Annotated in this window: 22 protein-coding genes; 6 read left to right on the top strand and 16 right to left on the bottom strand. The window is 60.2% G+C overall.

The features are described 5' to 3' along the window. Positions 1 to 6: 6 nt before the first annotated feature. The 6 genes from fliE to flgF form a co-directional block, all read right to left on the bottom strand. A complete protein-coding gene (gene fliE, locus J3P73_RS04140) occupies positions 7 to 348 on the bottom strand; it encodes a flagellar hook-basal body complex protein FliE (protein WP_018072567.1) in 342 nt (113 codons plus the stop codon). A 3-nt stretch (positions 349 to 351) separates the two neighbouring features. Next, the gene (gene flgC / locus J3P73_RS04135; protein ID WP_018072566.1) at positions 352 to 768 is read right to left on the bottom strand and encodes a flagellar basal body rod protein FlgC; all 417 of its coding nucleotides are present in this window, start codon (positions 766 to 768) and stop codon (positions 352 to 354) included. 4 nt (positions 769 to 772) lie between these two features. Further along, positions 773 to 1165 carry a flagellar basal body rod protein FlgB gene (flgB, locus tag J3P73_RS04130; protein WP_018072565.1) on the bottom strand — a complete coding sequence of 131 codons (393 nt, stop codon included), beginning with the start codon at positions 1163 to 1165 and terminating at the stop codon, positions 773 to 775. A 179-nt stretch (positions 1166 to 1344) separates the two neighbouring features. After that, on the bottom strand, positions 1345 to 1887 hold the full coding sequence (locus tag J3P73_RS04125) for a hypothetical protein (RefSeq protein ID WP_018072564.1): 543 nt from the start codon (positions 1885 to 1887) through the stop codon (positions 1345 to 1347). Between the two features lie 2 nt (positions 1888 to 1889). Beyond that, positions 1890 to 3290 carry a flagellar protein export ATPase FliI gene (fliI, locus tag J3P73_RS04120; RefSeq protein ID WP_018493761.1) on the bottom strand — a complete coding sequence of 467 codons (1401 nt, stop codon included), beginning with the start codon at positions 3288 to 3290 and terminating at the stop codon, positions 1890 to 1892. A gap of 119 nt (positions 3291 to 3409) precedes the next feature. Then, the gene (flgF, locus tag J3P73_RS04115) at positions 3410 to 4144 is read right to left on the bottom strand and encodes a flagellar basal-body rod protein FlgF (protein WP_017967023.1); all 735 of its coding nucleotides are present in this window, start codon (positions 4142 to 4144) and stop codon (positions 3410 to 3412) included. Positions 4145 to 4398: 254 nt separating this feature from the next. Here flgF and motA point away from each other — a divergent pair, with 254 nt between their 5' ends. The 6 genes from motA (at position 4399) to J3P73_RS04085 (ending at position 9808) form a co-directional block, all read left to right on the top strand. Continuing rightward, positions 4399 to 5271, top strand: a complete 873-nt coding sequence (gene motA, locus J3P73_RS04110) for a flagellar motor stator protein MotA (protein ID WP_003556508.1) — start codon at positions 4399 to 4401, stop codon at positions 5269 to 5271. Then, a complete protein-coding gene (locus tag J3P73_RS04105; protein WP_130771114.1) occupies positions 5272 to 6222 on the top strand; it encodes a FliM/FliN family flagellar motor switch protein in 951 nt (316 codons plus the stop codon). Between the two features lie 65 nt (positions 6223 to 6287). After that, positions 6288 to 6875, top strand: coding sequence for a flagellar motor switch protein FliN (gene fliN / locus J3P73_RS04100; RefSeq protein ID WP_130690831.1), 588 nt, complete (start codon positions 6288 to 6290; stop codon positions 6873 to 6875). A gap of 28 nt (positions 6876 to 6903) precedes the next feature. Beyond that, on the top strand, positions 6904 to 7944 hold the full coding sequence (fliG, locus tag J3P73_RS04095) for a flagellar motor switch protein FliG (protein WP_003556501.1): 1041 nt from the start codon (positions 6904 to 6906) through the stop codon (positions 7942 to 7944). Positions 7945 to 8279: 335 nt separating this feature from the next. Further along, the gene (gene flhB / locus J3P73_RS04090) at positions 8280 to 9359 is read left to right on the top strand and encodes a flagellar biosynthesis protein FlhB (RefSeq protein WP_024320945.1); all 1080 of its coding nucleotides are present in this window, start codon (positions 8280 to 8282) and stop codon (positions 9357 to 9359) included. Between the two features lie 5 nt (positions 9360 to 9364). Beyond that, positions 9365 to 9808, top strand: coding sequence for a hypothetical protein (locus J3P73_RS04085; RefSeq protein ID WP_024320946.1), 444 nt, complete (start codon positions 9365 to 9367; stop codon positions 9806 to 9808). Between the two features lie 210 nt (positions 9809 to 10018). Here the strand turns inward: J3P73_RS04085 and visR are convergent, their stop codons facing one another. The 10 genes from visR to J3P73_RS04035 form a co-directional block, all read right to left on the bottom strand. Beyond that, positions 10019 to 10765 (bottom strand): transcriptional regulator VisR, encoded by a 747-nt coding sequence (gene visR, locus J3P73_RS04080; protein ID WP_130685925.1) that lies wholly within the window; start codon positions 10763 to 10765, stop codon positions 10019 to 10021. 8 nt (positions 10766 to 10773) lie between these two features. After that, complete coding sequence (gene visN / locus J3P73_RS04075; RefSeq protein WP_075224312.1) at positions 10774 to 11520, bottom strand: transcriptional regulator VisN; 747 nt, start codon at positions 11518 to 11520, stop codon at positions 10774 to 10776. Positions 11521 to 11866: 346 nt separating this feature from the next. After that, positions 11867 to 12823: an IS481 family transposase gene (locus J3P73_RS04070; RefSeq protein ID WP_130771931.1), complete on the bottom strand. Its 957-nt coding sequence runs from the start codon at positions 12821 to 12823 to the stop codon at positions 11867 to 11869. A 184-nt stretch (positions 12824 to 13007) separates the two neighbouring features. After that, on the bottom strand, positions 13008 to 14699 hold the full coding sequence (gene fliF, locus J3P73_RS04065; protein ID WP_207579778.1) for a flagellar basal-body MS-ring/collar protein FliF: 1692 nt from the start codon (positions 14697 to 14699) through the stop codon (positions 13008 to 13010). Positions 14700 to 14810: 111 nt separating this feature from the next. Further along, positions 14811 to 15200, bottom strand: coding sequence for a chemotaxis protein CheT (gene cheT, locus J3P73_RS04060; protein ID WP_018072555.1), 390 nt, complete (start codon positions 15198 to 15200; stop codon positions 14811 to 14813). Positions 15201 to 15216: 16 nt separating this feature from the next. After that, positions 15217 to 15771, bottom strand: coding sequence for a chemoreceptor glutamine deamidase CheD (gene cheD, locus J3P73_RS04055; protein WP_003545509.1), 555 nt, complete (start codon positions 15769 to 15771; stop codon positions 15217 to 15219). Then, a complete protein-coding gene (locus J3P73_RS04050; protein ID WP_003556488.1) occupies positions 15768 to 16157 on the bottom strand; it encodes a response regulator in 390 nt (129 codons plus the stop codon). Before J3P73_RS04050 ends, cheD begins: the two co-directional genes overlap by 4 nt. Then, complete coding sequence (gene cheB / locus J3P73_RS04045; RefSeq protein WP_018072554.1) at positions 16158 to 17198, bottom strand: protein-glutamate O-methylesterase CheB; 1041 nt, start codon at positions 17196 to 17198, stop codon at positions 16158 to 16160. It abuts the gene before it with no gap. Next, the gene (gene cheR, locus J3P73_RS04040; protein WP_017992932.1) at positions 17195 to 18103 is read right to left on the bottom strand and encodes a protein-glutamate O-methyltransferase CheR; all 909 of its coding nucleotides are present in this window, start codon (positions 18101 to 18103) and stop codon (positions 17195 to 17197) included. The genes cheB and cheR overlap by 4 nt, the downstream gene beginning before the upstream one ends. Beyond that, positions 18100 to 18567: a chemotaxis protein CheW gene (locus J3P73_RS04035; protein WP_018072552.1), complete on the bottom strand. Its 468-nt coding sequence runs from the start codon at positions 18565 to 18567 to the stop codon at positions 18100 to 18102. Before J3P73_RS04035 ends, cheR begins: the two co-directional genes overlap by 4 nt.

Genomic DNA, 18567 nt, shown 5'->3' with positions numbered 1-18567 from the left:
AATCAGTTACATCTGCATCTTGGTGACTTCGAGAAAGGCCGAGACGACCTTGTCGCGGATGGCAATCGCGGTCTGCAGCGTCTGCTCGGCCTGGAGCATGGAATCGACGACTTCACGCGTCGTCGCTGTGCCCTTGATACCGGCAAAGGACATGCTTTCCGCACCCTTCAGGCTGTTGACCGCATCGCTCGCCATGTTGCCCATGATAGAGGCGAAGCTCATGCCATTGGCCGCACCTGCGGTGCCCGGCATGGTGGCGACAGAGGACGAGGCGGAATTTTCGGTGTCGACGGCGCCAAGCGCACGGGTCATCGACAGGTTGCTGACATTCTGGACGCTGCTGATCATTGATTATTGGCTCTTCAGGAGGTCGATCGTGGAGGAGATGAGATCGCGGGTCTGTTTGATGGTCTGCAGATTGGCGTCATACGAGCGATTGGCTTCGCGCATGTCGGCCATCTCGACCAGGATGTTGACGTTCGGCAGTTTGACGACACCCTTCTTGTCCGCAGCCGGATTGCTGGGATCGAATTCAGTGCTGAAATCGCCTTCGTCGACGCCGACCTTCTTGACGCCGACGGTCTCTACGTCGTTGGTGCGATCCATCTGCTGGCCGAAGGTGATCGTCTTGCGGCGATAGGGATCGGCGCCGGGCGTGTCGCCGGTCGAGCGGGCGTTGGCGATGTTTTCCGAGACGATGCGTAACCGCGTCGACTGCGCCTCGAGCCCGGAACCGGCGATTTTCATTGCTGCTGAAAGCGGATCCATGACTTTACCTTCTGACGGTCATCAACATCATGCGATTGAAGGAACTGACCAGCGAGGTGTTCAGATCGTACTGGCGCTTGATATCGCCCGACTTGGAAAGCTCCTCGGCCAAACCGACCGTATTGCCGGATTCCTGGACGCCGATTTCCTGGTCGAGCGCAGCTTCCTTGACGTCGATATCGCCGCTGTTGCTGAAATCGTTACCGCTGAGATGCGCCGGATTGGTGCGCGCCATGGCGATGTCGGACTTGTCGAGCACAGCGTCAAAGGGCGTGACGTCCTTGGCGTGGAACTTCGGGGTATTGGCATTCGCGATGTTGCCGGCAACAACCTGCTGACGGATCGTCAGCCATTCCGCCTGTCGCGAAGCCAAGTCGAAAAGTTGGATTGGTTGCATGAAACTCTCCGTTTTTACTGTCCCGAACCTAGTGCGGTAATCTTGCGTGGGACTTACGGGAATTCAGGCTTCGAGACGCTTTTCTGCGAACGCCGCCGCTATCGAATGAACAGGGGCAAAAGAACAGGGGCTCCGGCCGGTTCGCGGCGGAGCCCTGTTGCCTGGCTTTGCGGACAGATTCAGTTGTTCTGGTAGGTCTCGCCCTTTGAGGTGACGATCACCCATTTGCCGTCGCGCTGCTCGAGTGTCGCAAGGCGGCTCTCGTCGGGCAGGATCGAGCCGACGCGCACCACATACATGCCGGAGGGATCCTCGATCAGCGCCCGGCCGTTGGAGACGTGCAGCAGGCGAAAAGAAGACTTCCCGGGGAAGGGCTGTTCCTCCAATATGGGGCCGCCATCGCGCTCCTTGCCGAGATCAGACACCGTTGCGGTCGTCAGCGGATCGATCGGCGGGGCCTTCTTGTCTCCCTCGTTCTTGTTGACCATGGCAAGCGGCGAGACGCTGAAGACGTTGCGGGCCGGCCAATCCGGCAGTTCGCGCGAATTGCTGCTGGTGGCAACGTTGATGCCGAACTTGTCCGCGTTGAAGAATACGTACCAGGGGAAAAAAGCGGAGGCGCCGGCGAGCGCCAGGCCGCTGAAGGTCAGCAGCCGATCCAGCATGACGGTTTTCCTGCGCTGCTTCAGGGAAGCGATGCGTTCGTCGTCGAATTCAGCCACGTCTAGCCTCTCCTCTGAATGGGTGCGCCCTGATTGCCCATACCGGCTGCGGCCTTGAGTGCGCCGGCGAGATCGGCGAAGGCATCAAGCGAGTCGCGATCGCCCGGAGACTGTTTCAGAACGTCGTAAATGATCGGCACCTGCTTGATCGCCATGTCGAGATCGGGGTCGGCACCCTGGCGATAACCGCCGATCATGCGCAGGTCGCGCGTCTCTTCGAAACGATGGATCAGCACCTTCAGCCGCGACACCAGCTTTTCCTGATCCGGCGTCCAGGCCTTGCGGGCAAGACGCGAGATCGAGGCGAGCGGATCGATCGGAGGATAACGCCCTTCTTCGGCGAGACTGCGCTGCAGGACAATATGACCGTCGAGGATGCCGCGCGTCGAATCGGCAATCGGGTCGTTGTGATTGTCGCCGTCGACAAGGATCGAGATGATCGCCGTGATGGTGCCGGTGCCCTCGGGGCCGGGGCCGGCGCGTTCCAGCAAGCGCGGCAGCTCGGTGAAGACGGAAGCGGGATAGCCGCGCGCGATCGGCGGCTCGCCGGAGGCGGTCGCCACCTCGCGGATCGCATGGGCGAAACGCGTGACACTGTCGACGATGAAGAGAACGTTCTCGCCCTTGTCGCGGAAATGTTCGGCGACGGTGACGGCCGTCAGCGGCGCCATCTTGCGCAGCATCGGGCTCTCATCGCTGGTTGCGACGACGGCGATCGCCTTCCTCATATTGCTGCCGAGCGTATCCTCGATGAATTCGCGCACCTCGCGGCCGCGTTCGCCGACGAGCGCAATGACAACCTTGTCGAAAGCATCGGCGCGGGCGAGCATGGACAGAAGTGTCGACTTGCCAACACCGGAGCCGGCGAAGATGCCGAGGCGCTGCCCGAGGCAGAGCGGCGAGAAGATGTCGATCGCGCGCACGCCGGTCTTGAAGCCAGTCTCGACACGCTTGCGGGTCATCGAGGGCGGCGCGGTATTGGAGATCGAGCGGCGATCGAGCCCCTCGGTGATCGGACCCAGCCCGTCGATCGGCTCGCCGAGCGAGTTGACGGTGCGCCCGCACCAGCTGTCCGACGGAGAAATGCGGAAGGCGCCTTTGCGGATCACGGTATCGTGGATGCCGATCGGCTCGCCGGGTTCGATCGGGCAGACATAGATCAGTTCCGGTTCGACGCGCACGACTTCGCCGAGATGGATGCCGGTCGCGGATTTATGGGCCACGAACTCGCCGAGACGAACATGGCGGGAGAGACCGTGAACCGTGTAGTGGCCGGCGGCGATGGTCTGCACGCGACCGCCATGGGCAACCGCAAACTCCGGCGATGCGTATCGGTCGACGAGGCCAGCCAGATGCGCCAGCTTCGGGGAAAGGCCGTCCTCAGACAGTAGCGTGGTGCTCATGCTTCAACTTTCGCCCTAAGATACGTCGCGTGCAGCTTGCTGCATGCAACGTATTTTTGGTCTTTGTTCTTGTGCATGTCGTCCTCCCAAAACCGCCGGACACTTTTGGGCGACATGCATTAGCGGCTGCCCCCAAGTGTCTGGACGGCTTCCTTGAAGGAATCTTCGCTGTCGCGCATCAGCGACGAGACGCTTTCGAAGGCGCGGTTGACTTCGATCAGCTGGGTGATCTCACGCATGGCGTTGACGTTGGAGTTTTCGAGATAACCCTGCTCGACACCGACATTGAAGCGGTCGACGACGGCGCGCGGCTGGTCGGTGGTCATGATGCCGCTGTTTTCGTAGCGCAGGTAACCCTTGCTGATATCGGCCTCAAACAGGCCGAGGGAGCCGACCTGGCGACCGCCCTGATAGATGATGCCGTCGGTGCCGACGGCGGGCTCGCCCCCTTTGGTGTTGAGCTGGATCGGGGCACCGCCAGCATCAAGAACCGGATATCCCCGGATCGAAACAAGTTCGCCGGTTTCCTTGATCGTGAAGCGGCCATCCCTCGTCAACACGCGGCCGGCCGGCGTATCGAGCGAAAACCAGGCATCACCCTTGATGGCGAAATCGAGCATGTTGCCGGTGTGTTGCAGTTCGCCGTTTCCCTCGTTCAGATAGTCGTTGCCCTGGGAAACGAAGGCGACCTTGGTGTTCAGCTTGTTCTTGGTATTCGCCACCATCTCGTCGAACTTCACCTCAGTGGCGCGAAAACCGGTCGTATTCACGTTCGCCATGTTGTCTGCGATGGTGTTCAGACGTTTTTCGAGGGCCATCTGCGACGACAGAGAAACATAAAGACCGGATTGCATGTCGGTAAGCTCCAAGCATTGGCGATGAACGGGACGAAAAGCCGGGCGTCGTCTGATGTGGTTCGGCCGGGATTTCGCTGAGGCGGCATCTCAGAAACGGGTGCGGGCACCCATTCGTCTCCTTTAGAGTGACGGCAGATGCTTGCGCGAAGCTGGCACGCGGAAATGCTTGGCGATCGGGCCTTTCATCAGCCTCACGCAAGGCAGAAACCCTATCCGTCTCAAAGAAAAGCAACGTTCAGATTGGGCTGACGATGAATATCATTATCGGATTTATAGTGACTTGCGGCTGTATCGTCGGCAGCTTCATGGCGATGGGCGGCGAAGTGGACGCGCTGTTCCAGCCCTTCGAATTCCTCATCATCGGCGGCGCCGGCCTCGGCAGCTTCATCATGGCGAACCCGATGAAGGTGGTGAAGGACTCCGGCAAGGCGCTCAGCGAAGCCTTCAGGCACGCCGTGCCGAAGGAGCGCAACTATCTCGACACGCTCGGCGTGCTCTATTCGCTGATGCGCGACCTGCGCACCAAGTCGCGAAACGAAATCGAAGCCCATATCGACAATCCGGCCGAATCGACGATCTTCCAGTCGGCTCCAACGGTTCTGAAGAACAAGGAGCTGACGGCGTTCATCTGCGACTACGTACGCCTGATCATCATCGGCAACGCCCGCAGCCACGAGATCGAGGCGCTGATGGACGAAGAGCTCAACACCATCATGCACGACAAGATGAAGCCCTACCACTCGATCCAGATCATGAGCGATTCCTTCCCGGCGATCGGCATCGTTGCGGCGGTTCTCGGCGTCATCAAGGCGATGGCCCACATCAACGATTCGCCCGAAGTGCTCGGCCACCTGATCGGCTCGGCGCTCGTCGGCACCTTCCTCGGCATTCTCTTGTCCTACTGCGTCTGCTCGCCGCTGGTCTCCCAGATCAAGGTCGTGCGCAACAAGCAGCACCGCCTCTACGTCATCGTCAAGCAGACGCTGCTTGCCTATATGAACGGCTCGGTGCCGCAGGTCGCGCTCGAATACGGCCGCAAGACGATCTCGGCTTACGAGCGTCCGTCCATCGATGCGGTCGAGCAGGAAATGATGAACCCAGGTGGCGAAAACAAGGCGGCTTAAATGACTATGAGCAATGCTTCGCATGATAAACCGGCAATGGATCCTGCCCTCCTCGCCAAGCTGACAGGCGGGCTTGGCGACAGAGGCAGAGTCGCCAAGATCTGCAGCTCCTTCGGGGAAATCTACAGCGAATTCTTTCCCGACGTCATCAAAAGCGAGACCGGCCTCGACGTGACGGTCAACTATCTCGGCTGCGAGATCGGCTACAAGAATCACCTCATCGAAGACCTGAGCGCGAACGTCACACTCGTCGACGCGACGCTGCGCAACTGGTCGCAGAACATCACGCTTGCCTGCGGCAACGGCTTCGTCATCACGCTGATGGAGCATCTGCTCGGCGCCACAGCCGATACGATCGAAGAACCGGCCGACCGGCTGCTTTCGATCATCGAGCTCGATCTGGCGGTCATGGTCTTCGACAAGATCGCCAAGGTGCTGCGCTCGGCCGTCAACGCGCCGGGCGGTTTCGAACCGAGCCTTTCGGCCCCGCACGCCTATGACATGCGCGCCCGGCCGCAGGAGGATCGCCCGGATGAATTCGCGGCCGCCATCAACATGTCGATCACGCTTGCCGGCATCGTTTCGGAATTTTCGTTGATCGTTCCGCAGACGGCACTGCTCAAGACCAAGGTGACGCCGCCGAAGCCGAAACGCCAGGCCAGCAGCAACTCAGCGGAATGGACCGAACAGCTCGGCGACCAAGTCCGCCGCTCACATGTCACGCTCGAGGCCAAGATCAGGCTGCAGGACTTGACGCTGCGGACAATATCGAAGCTGATGGTCGGCGACGTCATTCCGTTCCGCGATCACGGCGATGTGCGCGTCGAGGTCAGCGCCAACAGCAAGGAATTGTATGTGTGCGAGTTCGGGCGTTCAGGCGAAAATTACATGGTCCGCGTCAAGGATACGATGAACTCGGATGACGAACTCATCCGTCATTTAATGAATTAATCGGTTCTCTGGCTTTTGGGCTGCAAAGGCAGTTTGAGGCAAGTTTCAACTGGAATAGTGATTTCATGGCTACGAAGAAAACACAGCAGAACAGTGACCTCTCCCAGGATCTTCCGGGCAGCGAAGCCGATCTCGATCAGGCGATCGACGATCTGCGCGGCGTGCTGAAGCAGGATGCCGACGGCGACCTGTCGCAGTTTGGCGCCGACCTGCAGAGCGACCCCTTCGCAGCAGGAACGGACCTGGCGGCCTTCGGCGGCGAGGCTTCGGAAAGTCCGTTTGGCAGCGACGATTTCGGCGGCGATTTCGGCGGTGGCGATGCCAGCCCGGCGGCTGGCATGGATTTCGGCAGCAGTTCCTCCTTCGAGGCGTCGCCGGCCCCGCTCGGCAGCGCTTTGAATTCCAACTTCGACCTGATCATGGACATCCCTATCGACGTCCAGATCATGCTCGGCACCAGCCGGATGCAGGTCTCCGGCCTGATGAACCTCAATGAAGGGGCGACGATCGCCCTCGACAAGAAGATCGGCGAACCGGTCGAGATCATGGTGAATGGCCGCAGGATTGCCCGCGGCGAGATTACGGTGCTTGATAACGACGACACGCGATTCGGTGTGAAACTGATAGAAGTTTTGAGTACGAAAAAAGCCTGATCCCTGTGTGGGACGGAGAGGTTAGACCATGATGGACTTTGACGATTTCGGCGGCGCGCTAGCCGGGAAACCGTTGACCCAGGCTGAAAAGGCAGCGGCTGTTCTTCTCGCTATGGGAAAGGGAGTCGCCGGCCGGCTGTTGAAATATTTCACCCAGGCCGAACTGCAGACCATTATCTCTTCCGCCCAGTCGCTGCGCGCCATTCCGCCGGACGAGCTGCTGTTGCTCGTCTCCGAATTCGAAGACCTCTTCACCGAGGGCGCCGGACTGATGGACAACGCCAAGGCGATCGAGGCCATTCTGGAAGAAGGCCTGACGCCCGACGAGGTCGACAGCCTGCTCGGCCGCCGCACCGCATTCCAGGCCTACGAAACCTCGATCTGGGATCGCCTCAGCGAGGCGGAGCCGACATTCGTCGCGCAGTTCCTGCTGCGCGAACATCCGCAGACCGTCGCCTATATTCTATCGATGATGCCCTCCTCCTTCGGCGCCAAGGTGCTGCTGCAGCTTCCCGACAACCGCCGCGCCGACATCATGAACAGAACGGTCAACATGAAGGCGGTCAGCCCGAAGGCTGCGCAGATCATCGAAAACCAGGTCATGACGCTGCTTGCCGAGGTCGAGGCAGAGCGCAATGCGGCCGGTTCGACGAAGGTCGCCGATCTGATGAACGAACTCGACAAGCCGCAGGTCGACACGCTGCTCACCTCGCTCGAATCGATCAGCCGCGAGTCGGTCAACAAGGTTCGCCCGAAGATCTTCCTGTTCGAGGACCTCATGTACATGCCGCAGCGCAGCCGCGTCATGCTGCTCAACGACATCTCGACGGATGTGCTCACCGTCGCGCTGCGCGGGTCGCCGCCCGAGATCCGCGAATCGGTTCTCTCCGCCATCAGCCCACGCCAGCGCCGCATGATCGAATCGGATCTGCAGAGCGGCATGGGCGGCGTCAATCCGCGCGAGATCGCGATTGCCCGCCGCGCCGTGGCACAGGAAGCCATTCGCCTGGCCAATTCCGGCCAGATCGAGCTCAAGGAAAAGGAAGGCGACGCTTCGGCGGCCGCCTAAAGCGCGTCGCGATCTTTGAGATTCGCTCCTCGCGCTTTAGGTCATTTTTTTCGCATGTCGTTATCGCAAAACCGCTGCACACTTTTGCGCGACATGCTTTGGCTCTTCGAGACTGTTGACAAATCCGGCATGCCGAAAGGCGGCTGTTGATCGCCGTGCCACAGGCGGCTACCCTTCCCGCAACAGGCTGCGCTCTAAAGCGCGTCGCATAGAACTCGGTTCGTGCGACGCGCTTTAGGTCTTTGTTTTGATGCATGTCGTCATCCCAAAACCGCTGCACGTTTTTGGGCGACATGCGTTAGCTGCGGCCTATTTCTTTGACGGAGGGCCGCGACTTGGCAGACGATGACAAGGACAGCAAAACAGAAGCCCCAACCGCGAAAAAGCAAACCGATGCCGCGGAAAAGGGCAACGTGCCGTTTTCGCGCGAACTTTCGATCTTTGCGACGATCCTCGCTACCTTCATTTACCTCGTATTCTTCCTTCCCGACAGCGTCGGACGCATGAGTGAAACGCTGCGCGACATCTTCGAACAGCCCGACCAATGGAAGATCGAGACGGGGCCGGATGTCCTGGCGCTGTTCGGGCGGCTCGGCTGGGCAAGTGCGGCGCTGCTGGCGCCCGCCTTCATCCTGTTTATGGTGTTCGGCGTTGCCTCCTCCGTCTTCCAGAACCTGCCGACTCCGGTGCTCGAACGCATCCGCCCACAGGCCTCGCGTATCTCGCCGATCAAAGGCTGGTCGCGGCTCTTCAGCCTGCCCGGCCTCGTCGAATTCGGCAAGTCGCTGTTCAAGGTGGTCATCGTCGGGGTGATCCTGTTCTTCGTGCTCAGGAGCGAATATTTCAGCTCGATCGACGCGATGTTCTCCGATCCGCAGACGATTCTCGTGCGAATGATGGCGGCGATGCGCAAGATCATCATCGTCATGCTGATCGCCACTGCGATCGTCGCAATCGCCGATCTTTTCTGGACGCGCCATCACTGGTTCACCGAGCTGAAGATGACGCGGCACGAAATAAAGGAAGAAAACAAGCAGGCGCAGGGCGACCCCTTCGTCAAGAGCCGGCAGCGCTCGCTGATGCGCGACCGGGCACGCCGGCGCATGATCGCCAACGTGCACCGTGCAACGCTGGTCATTGCCAACCCGACGCACTATGCGGTGGCGCTGCGTTACGCGCGTGAAGAGAACGACGCGCCGGTGGTGCTGGCCAAGGGTCAGGACCTCATCGCGCTCAAAATCAGGGAGATCGCCGAGAAGAACGGCATACCGGTGTTCGAAGATCCGCCGCTTGCGCGCTCCATGTTTGCGCAAGTCTCGATCGATAGTGTCATCCCGTCAGTCTTCTATAAGGCGGTTGCGGAGCTCATCCACCGGGTCTACGCTGCAGACGCCAAGAACAAACGGGTCAGATAAGCCGAATGAAAAAATGCCCTCACTCTACCCAGCGTGAAAAGATCCTCGCAGACGCGATCAGCCCGGTCGCCACTGAACTGCGCCTTCTGGATGCTTCTGACCTTATTTCACTGCTGCGCTTCGAGTATTACGGCAACCTTTCCGATCTCGTCGCTTCGGCGGCGGAGCTTTTCTTTCATCCAGGCACGGTGAATTTCGGCCTGGGCGGCAATTATACTCTGGAATGGGGCGGCAAGCCCGAAGTCGTTCTCGATCTGGAAATCAAGCCACGCGGCGTCACCGTCTACGCACAGCTCACCCTTGCCGAAGACCACGCCGGCATCGAGATCAATCATATCGCCTTCCAGAACCCCTCGGCCGATCCCGACGAGAACACCATCTTCCTCAAAAAGAGCCTTCGGGAAGCGCGCTACAGCGTCAACCAGCCGCCTCAGGCGCTGGCCGGCTGATCTCTTTCAAGACAACCAAGCTTTCAGTCGCCTGGCAATTCAAAGCGTTACAGCGTCCTACAGCGCGTCGCGATCTTTCAGATTCGCTTGTCGCGCTTTAGGTCTTTGTTTTTACGCCTGTCGTTATCGCAAAACCGCTGCACAGTTTTGCGCGACATGCTGTCGCGCGTCGGAGAAGACGTGCGGCGCTGTAAGGGACGGCACGCGCGTTCAGCTGATATAGCCGAGCCGGATCGCCTTGGCGATCGCCTGAATGCGATTGACGGAATCGAGCTTGATGGTCGCCGAACCGAGATAGGCGTTCACGGTGTGCACGGACAGGCCGAGCTTGTCGGCGATCTCTTCGCTGATGCGGCCGTCGCCGGCAAGCTGCAGACAGGCGATCTCGCGCTCGCTGAGCGCCTCGGCGGCAGCCGTGCGGCGTTCGTCGAGCGAGAGCAGATCCATCATGATATGGCAGCAGCGACCGTGCAGCTCGACGATGGTATCGCTCGAGGGATCGAGCTCATCGCCGGTGAAAAGGATGAAACCATTGCCGACGGCGCCGAGCCGCACCGGAAAGGCAAGGCCGGAGAAAGGCAGAATACCGTCCTGCAGCCGCGTCATGAACGGCGAGAAGTCTGCCGGACCGGGTGCCGCACGGTCGTAACCGCCGGCCCATGACAGCGGCAGCAGCGATTTGTCGATATGGTCGAGAAGAATATCGCCATAAGCGTCCGTGAAGGCCTTGCCGAAACCGGCATTGGAAGACCCCCAGTTCTCGAGCTCGCAGACAAGCCGCTGCTTTGCCGGAATGCCCGAGCCGCTGACGCGGAAGATTGCGAACCCTTGCGCATCGGCGAGCTTCTGCATCGCGATCAGCCGCGGAAAAAGATCGGACCGGCTGGAAATCCTGCTCACACGCACCATGCGCAGTTGCTCAGCACTGCTCATGGTCCTGCCTGATGGATACCCCATAGATCCCCCTATACGAGATTATTGCGGACGGCGAAGGCAATGGCCTCGGACCGGGTCTTGGTCGCCGTCTTGCGCATCACGCTGGTGATGTAGTTATTGATGGTATTGCGAGAGATTCCGAGGATCATCGCGATCTCGTCGCTGGTCTTGCCCTCGGCGATCCAGAACAGGCATTCCAGCTCGCGGTCGGTCAATTCGAAATCGCGATCGACTTTCGTACCACCGCAGCGAAGGAAGCTCGCGACATAACCTGCAAGCAGGCCAACATCGCGCAGGCGCTCCGGCGAAAGGATGAACCCCTCGCCGAACAGGAACATGAGAGCCAGCCGCGACCGGCCGACATTGAAGGTCACCGAACAATATTGGCGGCTGGCGCCGTCCGGAACTTCGGCACTATCAGGCAGAAGAGCAAAATTCGGCTGGAAAACCTGCATGCATTTTTCCAACTCGGTCGAGCGGGCATAACCGCGGACCAGATCATTGGCGATGTCCCTGACCAGGTCGAAGGGCCAGTCCGACGAGACGATGAAATCGAGGCCACTTTCCTGAAGGAGATCGCAGCGCGCCAGAAGGTACTGCGAAGCACCCACGTAGTCCGTCAATGCGCGCAAACCAGACTGCAACCTGCCGGTGCTAGCGACACCGTGGAGGCGATGGAGCAGCTCATCGCGTGGCAACAGATCCGGCACCACCGCACTCGCGAAATTCGCCATCTGCCTCTCGCCTTTGCTCGCCTGAATTACATTCATATCCATTGGCAATGTCCTGCGGCTGAGAAACGATCGAACTCGGTGCAACAGCAATTTTTCTGTAAGGGATTCAATTCAAGTCCCGCTCGAATCCCATTTCGAATCATCTAAGGGTAAGCCAGCCGATGCAAATCACCATCTCCGACTTCTAGGGATTTACTTTCGCTGTCGCCAATGCACTGATTCGATCACCCGTTCCAGCCTTCAAGATATAGGGAGGCTAAGGTGATTCTGGCGGTATCGCAACTTGCTTCGCGTTTTACGCGAGTCGATCTCATCATTTCTCCCTACAGCCGCATTTCGGTGCTCGGGTCTATCGTCTTATTCGAATTCCAGGCCCTGATTGTCGTGCCTAGTTGTGGATGCTCAAGAGGTTGTCTCGGTTGAGGCCGAGGCGACTGATGGGTGTTTTTGATTTGAGGCTGCCGTGCGGACGATGCCAATTGTACATATGGGTCCAGCTTGGCAGATGGGCTTTTCGGTGTTCGGATGACGGATAGGCGCATGCATAGGCCCACTCTCGCAAAGCCGTCTGAATGAAGCGCTCCGCCTTGCCGTTGGTTTTGGGGGTATAGGGTTTGGTGCGGATGTGCTTGAGGCCGAGTGCCTTGCAGGTGGTTGCGAAGTCCTTGGCCTTGTAGCAGGCGCCGTTGTCGGTCATCACCCGCGTGACTGTGATGCCCAGGCTCTGATAATAGGTGACGGCCGCCTTGAGGAAGGCAATGGCGCTAACGGCGGTTTCGTCGGGGAAGATATCGGTAAAGGCGATGCGGGAGGCATCGTCAATGCAGATGTGGACGTATTCCCAGCCGACACCACGCGAGTTGCTTTGGCCGGTCCGGTTGCCGGTGATGCGGTGGCCGACGCGATGAAAGCGGCCGAGGCGCTTGATATCGAGATGGATCAGACCACCCGGCTCGGCATATTCGTAACGTACAATCGGCTCGGCGGGATCGACATCCTTCATCCGTGACAGGCCTGCACGCCTGAGAACGCGGCTGACGGTGGCGGGCGACACGCCTGTTTCCATGGCGATGTGCTTGCCTGTCCGGCGCTGACGGCGAAGTGCGACGATGCGCTCTGCCAAGGACTGACCCGTCTGACGTGGACTGATTTTGGGCCGGGACGAGCGGTCCGCCATCCCGGCGCGTCCTTGTGCCCTGAACCGTTCGACCCAGCGCGAAACGATCTTTGACGAGACACCATAAAGGCGGGAAGCCTGGGCTTTGGACACTTGGCCTTTGGCAACGGCCAAAGCCATTTCCTCTCGACGCAACGGGGTCAGTCGGGCATTCTTATGGATGTTCATTCGGAGTGATCCTGGAAAACTGAGGTGTGGTAACTCCAGTCTCCTAAATCCGCTCCGAATGGACAACCTCCGGAAAGCTCACACCTAGTCTCTCGCAGCTCCCGTCACGGCTTTTCAGCAATGCGCGGTTAGGGAATCAAGCTTCGGTACCAACGTAAAAAAGGCCGGTTGCCCGGCCTTTCCTTTACGCTGCGTCGTCGATCGCCCATTTCCTGAGGATTTTCGCGGCGCGTTCCTCGTTGATCTCGACCATCCGGGAAAGCTTGCGTTCCGGGCCTTCCTTGACGCGCCGATTGAAGTTTCCATCGTCGTCGCCGAGACTGAGCAGGTCCTCGGTACTGTCGAAGCCGAAATCGGACCCGAAGCCGTCCATGAGAGCGCCCCCGGCAGCTCCTGATGCAGGCGCGAAGTCCGGAAGCTCGAGGCCGGCCGCTTCCGGCTTGGCGTCGCCGAAAGCCGTAGAGCTGCCGCTGCCGCTGACGCTGCGCACCAGAGGCCGCAGGCCCATCCAGACGACCACGAAGGCGACCGCGACAAAGGCGAGCGAGTTGATGATGCCGGCAAGGTTGCGGCTCAGCATGTCCATGACGCGGACACCCCCGGTGGCGTCTTCGAGCAGCTGGTTCTCGAGGAAGTCCATGGCCGTGACGGTGACGACGTCGCCGCGCTTGGCGTCGATGCCGGCCGCCGAAGCGACGATCTTCTGCATTTCGGCAAGATAGGCATCGACCTTGGTCTGGTCGGCGGGTTCTCCGACCATCTTGGCGATGCGGCCCTTGTTGACCACCACGGCGATCGAAAGCTTTTCGACCTTGTAGCTGTTGCGGGTCGTCGCCGTCGTCTTGCTGTTGATTTCGTAGTTGGTCTGTTCTTCGCGCTTGTCGGATTTGTCCTGCGATTCGGGCCCAGCGGAACCGCCGGCCTCAGGAGCCGCCTGCGGAATGTTCTGCTCGACCGTCGTCGCGCTATCGGACTGCTTCTGCTGCGACTGCTGGGCTTCCTTCGTCGAGCGGACCGAGCGTTCGACCTTGGATTCGGGATCGTAGGTCGTTTCCTGGATCTGCTGGGCGTCAGTGTTGAGATCGGCGGTGACGCTGGAGCGGAAGTTGTCCATGCCGAGGAAGGGTGCCAGCGCCTTGTCGATGTTGGATTCGACTTCCTGCTGAACGTTCTGGACGATGTTGAGCGAACGATTCAGCGAGCTGTTGCTCGCCTCGTCGCCGGAAGCCAGCAGCTGGCCGGCGGAATCGAGGATGGTCACGTCATCGACGTCAAGCCCCGGCACGGCCGAGGCGACGAGGTGGCGGATCGAGGTCGCTGCGCTGCGTCCAGTTGTGGCGCTGGCGCGAATCATGACGGAGGCAGTCGGTTTCTGCTCCGCCTTCCGGAAGTTTCCGACCTCCGGCATGACGATATGGACGCGTGCGGCCGTTATACCCGAGATCGACTGGATGGTGCGGGCGATTTCGCCTTCCAGAGCGCGAACCCGCGTCACCTCCTGCATGAAGGAGGTCAGGCCGAGGGAGCCGACATTGTCGAAGAGTTCGTAACCGGCGTTCGCGCTGTTCGGTAGGCCGCGCTCGGCAAGCATCAGCCGGGCCTTGCCCGTCATCCCCGCGGGAACGCTGATGCTGGAGCCGTCCGTGCCGACCTGGAAATCGACGTTGGCTTCGGCAAGCGCCATGCTGATCTGGTTGAGATCCGGCGAGTCCAGACCGACGTAGAGCGTTTCCTGTGCCGGCTTGTTGACGAAAAGGGCGGCCGCAAGGACGATTGCGATGGAGACGGCACCGACGCCTCCGAGAATCATCAGGCGTGTTCGGCCAAGGGAACCGAAGTTCTTAAAGATCTGAACTAATTGATTTAACAGATTCATTCTGTTCTCGCACAATCCGTCAAAGACAAAGCAGGCTTATTGCCTCATCTGACGAATAGTCGGCGAAACTTGTGCGAGCGTTTCGTGAAGCGGGTGCGGGCCGAAAAGACCCTAGAAGAAATCGAAGTCGCCGGCTGCCTTGCTCAATGGCTGGGAATGGCCGTGGCGGGTGGCGCCGCCCAAAGCCTTCTGCATCTCGGCCAGCTTGACGAGGCTGAGCGCGGTCGCGACGTCGACTGCCCAGCCGTGCGGGATTTCGCCGGTGATGGTATCGATAAATTCGGCAAGGCCGCGCGATTTCTGCACGGCCAGATCAATGCCCTGCATGACCTTCATGGCATCCGGCGAATTCAGGATTTCGGCGCCGCCGATTTCGAGAAGCTGCGGCTCGATGCGCTCGATGAGGTAGGCGACATCGTGCAGTTCGGACACGATGCGCATCAGGATGTCGCTCAGCGCTTCGACAGGCGCAGGCGGCTCCATCACCGGGTTAAATGTCATATGAAAATCCTCGCCATCAAAAAAATTCGATACTGGTTTCGACGGGCTTCTGCGGAGCGGCGGGGCGCTGCTCGAGAGCGACGGTTCTCTGCGTTTCGGCGCCGGTCAGGGGGTATTGCCGGGCACGACCGGAGACCGGCCAATATTCAAGCTTGCGTCCATGCTCGCCGCCGGTGCTGGAACCGACCACCGGAATGCCTTCATCCCTCAGGAACTGCACGGCGAAGGCCGCGTTCTGTTCACCGACATTGGAGAATGTCGAGATCGTCTTCGCGCCGCCGAAGATCTTTGCCTCCAGCCGGTCGCGCCGGGCGCCCTGCTTCAGGAGACCGTTGATCAGCAGTTCCATCAGATGCACGCCGTACCGCGTGGCATCGCCACCTGATGTCGGCGACGTCGCCGAACCGGGCAGCAAAAAGTGGTTCATGCCGCCGACACCGGCGACAGGATCTCTGAGGCACGCAGCCACGCACGAACCGAGAATGGTCGAGAGGACCGCATTCGGATCGTTCAGAACCTTGTACTCGCCCTGAATGATATGCACGCGGCGGGCTGCCCCCTCAGTGATCATTTCAGGGCTCCAAACACGGCTTCGATGGCCGCTTTCATCTTCTCGATCGTGAACGGCTTGGCGAGCACGTTGTTGGCGCCGAGCTGGGCCGCCTTCTGCACCAGTGCGCGGTCGCCCTGGGCGGTGAGGATGATGAAGGCCGCCTTCTTGGTGTTCGGGTTGGTGCGCACGGCCTGAAGGAAGCCGATGCCATCCATCTTCGGCATGTTGAAATCCGAGATCACCAGGTGGTGCGGCTGCTCGGCCATGATCTTCATGCCCTGCTCGCCGTCGCCGGCCGACGTGATCTGCTTGAAACCGAGCTGGGTCAGCGCATCGCTGAGCAGCAACCGGCTCGTTACCTGATCATCGACGATCAGAACTTTGATTTTCTCCGCGATCGACATTTATTCGGTCCCTTCCTTTCGGGCGGCTGTCATTTTCAATATTTCTTCACCGATGGCAGACAGCGGAAGCTGCTGCTCAACGGCGCCAAGTTCGTGAGCAACCCTTGGCATTCCGTAAACGACACAGGTTTTTTCGTTCTGGCCGAGCGTTCTGGCGCCGGCGTGGCGCATTTTCAACAATCCAGCGGCGCCATCGCGGCCCATGCCGGTCAAAATCACGCCGACAGCGTTGCGGCCCGCCAGTTCCGCGACCGAATCGAAAAGTACGTCCACCGACGGGCGGTGACCGTTGACCGGCGCCCGATCAATGAGACGGCAGCACGGCGCCGAGGCACCACTGACCTGCAGATGACGCTCGCCGCCGGGCGCCAGATAGATCTTGCCGATTTCGAGACGGGCACCATCGGTCGCTTCCTGCACCACCGGCGCACAGAGGCGGTTCAGCCGTTCGGCGAAGCTCTTGGTGAAGGTCGGCGGCATATGCTGGGTGATGACGGTCGGCGGGCAATTCGCCGGGAATTTCTGCAGCACGGCAATCAGCGCCTCGACGCCGCCGGTCGACGAGCCGATCGCGACGATCTTGCGGCCGACGCGGAAATCGGCGACCGAGGGCGGTGGCACGGCGGCAACAGGCTGGGAATACTGGCGTTGCGTGCGCGCGGCGGCCTTGACCTTCTCGGCGAGGTCGCCGAAGGGCCTGAGTTCGCCCGGCCCCGGCTTGCCGACGCAGTCGAACGCGCCGATCTCCAGCGCCGCAAGCGTCGCCTCGGCGCCGCGATGGGTCATTGTGGATACCATGATCACCGGCATCGGACGCAGCGTCATGATCTTTTCGAGGAAATCGAGACCGTTCATGTTCGGCATCTCGATGTCGAGCGTCAGGACGTCGGGGTTCAGCCGCTTGATCGCCTCGCGCGCTTCCAGCGCGTCGCCGGCCTGGCCGATGACGTTGACCTCGGGGTCGGAACTCAAGACGGCGGTGATCAGCCCCCGCATCGTCGGCGAGTCGTCAACAACGAGAACCCTTGCCGGAGCGCTCATGCCTTCCTCCCGAGACCTTTGGCCGTATAGCGATAGGTCGTGATGCCGATATTGTCGAAGACGTGTTTTGCCTCACCCGAAACACGCTCGGAATGGCCGATATAGAGGTGACCGCCTTCCGGCAACAGGCCGGCGAAACGCTGCCAGATCTTCATCTGCGTCGGCTCATCGAAATAGATGACGACGTTGCGGCAGAAGATGACGTCGAACTTGCCCTTGAACGGCCATTGCGCCATCAGGTTCAGCTCGTTGTAGGTGATCAGCCGCTTGACGCGGTCGTCGACCTGGAATTTCCTGCGGCCCTGTATCTCGACTTCGCTGAACCATTGTTTGCGCATGGCAGGCGATACGGTTTCGAGCGCGCTCTCGTCATAGGCGCCAGCCCGGGCGATCGCGAGGATCTTCGGGTCGATGTCGGTTGCCAGGATCTTGAAGTCGTAGTCCGCGACATTCGGCATCAGCGACAGCACCGTCAGCGCGATCGAATAGGGTTCCTGCCCATCGGAGGAGGCGGCCGACCAGATGCGCACTCTGCCGCCCGATCTCGCCCGCTGCAGAAGTTCCGGCAGGACATGGTCGCGCAGGTGGTCGAAATGGTGGTTCTCGCGGAAGAAGCGGGTAAAATTGGTGGTCAGGTGCGAAAGCATCTCGCGGCGCGGCGCGGCGCCGGCCGGCGAAGCGACGAGGTCGCAATATTCCCGAAAGCCGGACAGACCGAGATTGCGGATATGTTTCGAAAGACGCGAATAGACGAGCGACGCCTTCGTCTCGTTGAGGAAGATGCCGGCATCCGAATAGATCATTGCGGCGATCTCCGTGAGGTCGCGGCGCGTCAGCGGATATTCTCCGCTCGCCAGGACCTCGTCGGATCCCTGTCTCTGATCTTTTGCGCCCATTACACTCATGCGGCTTCGCTTTCGGTCTCTGGAAAGAGGGATTCGAGTTCGATCAGGCAGATCATGCGCTTCTCGATCGCGAGAACGCCGCGGGCAAATTGACGCTCGAGCTCGGAGGAGATTTCGGGCGTCGGCTGGATGGTTTCGTCGGTCACCGTCAGGATATCGGAAACGGCGTCGACCAGGAGGCCAACGACCTTACGCCGGACCTGGGCGACGATGATGACATGACGGGCGGTCGGATCGGCCGGCTTCATGCCGAGCCGGGCCGCAAGATCGATGATCGGCAGCACCGCGCCGCGCAGGTTGATGACACCCAGCATATAGGTCGGCGAATGCGGCATCGCGGTCGCCGGGGTCCAGCCCCGGATTTCGCGAACCGACATGATGTTCACGCAAAATTCCTGATCCCCGATGCGGAACGCGATCAGCTCGCGATCCCCCTCGTTCAGATTTTTTACAGTGTACGACAT

The sequence above is a fragment of the Rhizobium ruizarguesonis genome (genome assembly GCF_017357285.1).
Classification (GTDB): domain Bacteria; phylum Pseudomonadota; class Alphaproteobacteria; order Rhizobiales; family Rhizobiaceae; genus Rhizobium; species Rhizobium ruizarguesonis.
Note: the sequence above shows the minus strand (reverse complement) of the source record. Positions and strands in the feature narration are given on the sequence as shown.

Bases quoted from the DNA above. Each gene is read 5' to 3' on its own strand.
- fliE (WP_018072567.1), bottom strand. From the start codon at position 348: ATGATCAGCAGCGTCCAGAATGTCAGCAACCTGTCGATGACCCGTGCG.
- J3P73_RS04070 (WP_130771931.1), bottom strand. From the start codon at position 12,823: ATGAACATCCATAAGAATGCCCGACTGACCCCGTTGCGTCGAGAGGAA.
- cheT (WP_018072555.1), bottom strand. From the start codon at position 15,200: ATGACATTTAACCCGGTGATGGAGCCGCCTGCGCCTGTCGAAGCGCTG.
- J3P73_RS04050 (WP_003556488.1), bottom strand. From the start codon at position 16,157: ATGTCGATCGCGGAGAAAATCAAAGTTCTGATCGTCGATGATCAGGTA.
- visN (WP_075224312.1), bottom strand. From the start codon at position 11,520: ATGGATATGAATGTAATTCAGGCGAGCAAAGGCGAGAGGCAGATGGCG.
- fliI (WP_018493761.1), bottom strand. From the start codon at position 3,290: ATGAGCACCACGCTACTGTCTGAGGACGGCCTTTCCCCGAAGCTGGCG.
- J3P73_RS04085 (WP_024320946.1), top strand. From the start codon at position 9,365: ATGAAAAAATGCCCTCACTCTACCCAGCGTGAAAAGATCCTCGCAGAC.
- flgC (WP_018072566.1), bottom strand. From the start codon at position 768: ATGGATCCGCTTTCAGCAGCAATGAAAATCGCCGGTTCCGGGCTCGAG.
- motA (WP_003556508.1), top strand. From the start codon at position 4,399: ATGAATATCATTATCGGATTTATAGTGACTTGCGGCTGTATCGTCGGC.
- cheB (WP_018072554.1), bottom strand. From the start codon at position 17,198: ATGAGCGCTCCGGCAAGGGTTCTCGTTGTTGACGACTCGCCGACGATG.
- flgB (WP_018072565.1), bottom strand. From the start codon at position 1,165: ATGCAACCAATCCAACTTTTCGACTTGGCTTCGCGACAGGCGGAATGG.
- J3P73_RS04035 (WP_018072552.1), bottom strand. From the start codon at position 18,567: ATGTCGTACACTGTAAAAAATCTGAACGAGGGGGATCGCGAGCTGATC.
- cheD (WP_003545509.1), bottom strand. From the start codon at position 15,771: ATGATCACTGAGGGGGCAGCCCGCCGCGTGCATATCATTCAGGGCGAG.
- fliG (WP_003556501.1), top strand. From the start codon at position 6,904: ATGATGGACTTTGACGATTTCGGCGGCGCGCTAGCCGGGAAACCGTTG.
- visR (WP_130685925.1), bottom strand. From the start codon at position 10,765: ATGGGGTATCCATCAGGCAGGACCATGAGCAGTGCTGAGCAACTGCGC.
- cheR (WP_017992932.1), bottom strand. From the start codon at position 18,103: ATGAGTGTAATGGGCGCAAAAGATCAGAGACAGGGATCCGACGAGGTC.
- flgF (WP_017967023.1), bottom strand. From the start codon at position 4,144: ATGCAATCCGGTCTTTATGTTTCTCTGTCGTCGCAGATGGCCCTCGAA.
- fliF (WP_207579778.1), bottom strand. From the start codon at position 14,699: ATGAATCTGTTAAATCAATTAGTTCAGATCTTTAAGAACTTCGGTTCC.
- fliN (WP_130690831.1), top strand. From the start codon at position 6,288: ATGGCTACGAAGAAAACACAGCAGAACAGTGACCTCTCCCAGGATCTT.
- J3P73_RS04105 (WP_130771114.1), top strand. From the start codon at position 5,272: ATGACTATGAGCAATGCTTCGCATGATAAACCGGCAATGGATCCTGCC.